The sequence below is a fragment of the Okeania sp. SIO2B9 genome (assembly GCF_010672505.1).
GTDB classification, from domain to species: domain Bacteria; phylum Cyanobacteriota; class Cyanobacteriia; order Cyanobacteriales; family Microcoleaceae; genus Okeania; species Okeania hirsuta.
The window spans coordinates 1-3,495 of sequence record NZ_JAAHGK010000835.1 but is presented as its reverse complement, the minus strand read 5'-3'; the positions used below and the strand labels follow the sequence as shown (position 1 = coordinate 3,495).

3 protein-coding genes and 1 pseudogene are annotated in these 3,495 nt (G+C 38.2%); 2 read left to right on the top strand and 2 right to left on the bottom strand.

Going from position 1 to position 3,495, the window contains the following annotated elements; all coding sequences use genetic code 11:
• Window positions 1-252 precede the first annotated feature (252 nt).
• Both F6K13_RS24160 and plsY read left to right on the top strand, forming a co-directional pair.
• On the top strand, window positions 253-1,272 hold the full coding sequence (locus F6K13_RS24160) for a DUF3086 domain-containing protein (RefSeq protein WP_375339380.1): 1,020 nt from the start codon (window positions 253-255) through the stop codon (window positions 1,270-1,272).
• Between the two features lie 370 nt (window positions 1,273-1,642).
• Complete coding sequence (gene plsY, locus F6K13_RS24155) at window positions 1,643-2,317, top strand: glycerol-3-phosphate 1-O-acyltransferase PlsY (RefSeq protein ID WP_124154724.1); 675 nt, start codon at window positions 1,643-1,645, stop codon at window positions 2,315-2,317.
• A gap of 304 nt (window positions 2,318-2,621) precedes the next feature.
• Here plsY and F6K13_RS24150 read toward each other — a convergent pair whose 3' ends face one another.
• Entirely contained in the window at window positions 2,622-3,230 is a 609-nt protein-coding gene (locus F6K13_RS24150; RefSeq protein ID WP_124154725.1) for a hypothetical protein, read from the bottom strand.
• Between the two features lie 7 nt (window positions 3,231-3,237).
• Window positions 3,238-3,495 (bottom strand): annotated as a pseudogene (locus F6K13_RS24145) (hypothetical protein); the annotation flags it as partial.

Genomic DNA, 3,495 nt, shown 5'->3' with positions numbered 1-3,495 from the left:
TCAGATAAACAAAGTGTCAGGACTTACAAGTCTACCACGACTCAACCAATAGATGCAGAGTATGTTCCATTTATAGAAGAGAATTCTACAGATACTCCTAATATCAAGGAAAAATCTACAACTCCCCCAGTTACAGAAATAGATGCAGAGTATGTTCCATTTATAGAAGAGAATTCTACAGATACTCCTAATATCAAAGAAGAATCTACAACTCCCCCATTTGTAAAAGAGAATTTTACAGATATTCCTAATATCAAAGAAGAACCTACAACTCCCCCAGTTGCAGAAATTGAAACAGAATTAACACCACTAGTTAATGGCCTTCAACATCAAGAAGAAAATTTGAAGGAGGAAATAGCTGTCCTACAACAAACCAAGGCCAAATTACAGCAAGAAGTAATGGCGCAAACTGAGGCCATAGGGCGTCTGTTACCTGAAGCTTTGAATCAGTTAGAGTCCCGTAGACAAGTATTGCAAGTAGAAGTCGAAAAACTAGAACGTCGCAAAGAACGTATTCAGAAAGAGATGCGAACTACTTTTGCAGGTGCTTCTCAGGATTTGGCAATTAGAATTCAGGGATTTAAAGATTATTTAGTAGGAAGTTTACAAGATTTAGCTCTTGCTGCCGAACAGTTAGAATTAACTCCACAGATACAGGAACCTCCAACTCCTTCTGTTATGGAAAATTCTCCTCGGTCTGTCAGAAATACTGAAAATCCCCAATTTGCGGAAATGGGTTTTGAGGAGCAAGCTAGACAAATTCGCCAAATTCTTGATGAATATCGGAAGATGCCAGATTATTATGGCCCGCCCTGGAAATTACGGCGTACATTTGAACCTATTCATGCAGAAAGAGTTTCTAGCTGGTTTTTTTCTCAGGGTGGTCGTGGTGCCCTGCGAACTATGGGCAGTCGCTTGCAAAATATTTTGGTTGCTTCGACAATTGTTTCTGTATTAAGAGATTTGTACGATACACGAGTACGCGCTCTGATACTTGCTAACTCCCCGGAACGTTTAGGAGAATGGCGACGGGGTTTACAAGATTGTTTAGGCATTGACCGCCGTGATTTTAGTCCAGATAGAGGTGTGGCTCTATTTGAAGATCCAGAGATATTGGCCCAAAAAGCAGGGCGGTTAGTGAAACAGGGAAAATTACCGATAATTGTGATTGATGATACGGAAGATAAAATTAGTCTCTCAATGTTACAGTTTCCTCTGTGGTTAGCCTTTGCTCCTGAACCTGGAACTCAAAACTCAATGGATAGATTTTGAAATTGAAGAATTTAGAATTTAGAATTTAGAATTTAGAATTACCTCTCCTTAAATCAAAAAATCAAAAATTAATAGCTAGATTGATAACAATATAGTAGTCAAAGGAAAGGGTCTGGACATATCAAAAGCTTAAAACTCAGACAATGCAAAATTTTTCCTTCTTTCTTTTTCTCTCCTAGATAACTAAAACCTCCTTCCTTCTTCCCTCTTCCTTATTCCTTCTTCCTTCTGCTATATCTCCAAGAAGTACAAATATTTCTGAATTGGAGCAAGCAAAAAGCTAATTCAGAGGGATTGTGGATATAGGATCAATTCAAGCTATGCTAAATTTGTTCCTCCTAATTGATGCTTTTTTTAAAGGAGTAATTTAATGATTAGCTGGTTATTATTAAACGGAGTAATATTAATTATTGCCTATTTATTGGGTGCTACTCCTAGTGGTTATTGGATAGGTTCGTGGTTCTACGGGATTGATATTCGCGAACAAGGTTCGGGTTCTACAGGTGCGACAAATGTATTAAGAACCATCGGCAAATGGCCTGCTTTGGCGGTGTTAGTTATTGATATTTTAAAAGGGGTATTAGCGATCGCTCTAGTCCGCTATATTTACTCTCTTTTGTTTGTGCAAAACTTAACTATTGCTGCTGGAATACCTGATGTTTATATAGCAAAAGAATGGATGGTAATCTTAGCAGGACTAATAGCTATATTCGGCCATACTAAATCTATTTGGATTGGTTTTAAGGGAGGCAAATCAGTTGCTTCTAGTCTGGGTATTTTGTTAGCAATGTCTTGGGTTGTTGGTTTAGGAGCACTTTCTGTATTTGCTGTATTTTTAGCTATTAGTCGTATTGTTTCTCTGAGTTCTATCATTGCTACTATTTCTGTTTCTGGGTTAATGTTTTTCACAGGTCAACCACTGCCTTATGAAATATTTGCTGTTGCTGGTGGTATGTATGTAATTTTGCGTCACCGCAGCAATATTGAACGACTTTTAGCTGGTCAAGAACCTAGAATTGGGCAAAAGTTATCAACGGAATCTTAGAGGTTGTCTGAGAAGTCTCATTTACTACATCCAAGCCCCCTAAATCCCTCAAAATTGAGGGACTTTTAGAAGTAAATTGACTCTTGTTCCCCCCAAAGTTGGCTTGCTAGACGGGCAAAATTCAGTATCAAAAAACTTTTCAGATATCCTCTTAGTTGAAGAAGGTAGAAAGCAGAGAGCAAAAGGGAAAATTGCTTATGTATAGTCTCCCCTACAACCCAAATTTATTGTCCTAACCAAAAGACGCAGTGCTATAAAACCTTCTTCTTTCTTCCTTCTTCCTTCTGAATTAACTGTTGAAATTCTAATTTTCCAATTTTCCCCAAATAGCTAATCCTCCACCTCTTCCCCTCGCAGAAATAAATTTTTCTTGAATCAAAAAGTAAGCAAAAAAAGCTTGCTTACCCACACTTTCAGTCGCAAATTTATCTTCACTTTCTTGACCACCTCGAATATATCCAGAATAAAGTTTTACTCCTAATAATTTGATTGTAATTTTTGTAAAATCAAACGCCAAAATATTTTTTTTATCTATAAATTTTGTCGGACCAGAAAGAGATAGTTTCAAACCAGCAAATTCTACCGTATTTTCTACCCTGCCTATTTCTAATTGCTCAGGTGTTTCAGAAGTATTGAGAGGAGAAAAATAGGAGAGTGAAATTTTTACCCAATTAGGAATATAACGTCCAGCTCCCAGAACAATACCTGCTCGCTTTCTAGTTTTTTTCGTACCAGTAATAAAACATAATTGCCAATTGCCCGATAATTGCTCAATATTATAGTTATTTTCTTGTTTTTTTGACTGTTTTTCAATTTGAATAAGTGCAGAGACTACAGAATCTTGAGAGGGTTTATTCGGGGAATTTTTGATAACTGAATTAGCTGCTGTTTCTATTGTTATTAAATCTTCCATAATATTCTTAAATAATTTTTGAATTTTTAGATATTATACATATTTGAGAAATAAATCTTACAAAACCATTTTTTGAGGAAAAAAATTCGCGGGGCTTGCCAACGATCCCGTCGAGCCCGGCGCCCTCGAACCGGCCGAACCACTCCTCGGCCTGCGCACGATCGTCCGACGCCGGTGTGATCCGAACTCGATGCCGCGGTGCGACGGTGGCCAGGAGCCGCTCGCGCCGCTCGGCGAACGGACGATCGATCATCGATTCGTCGCC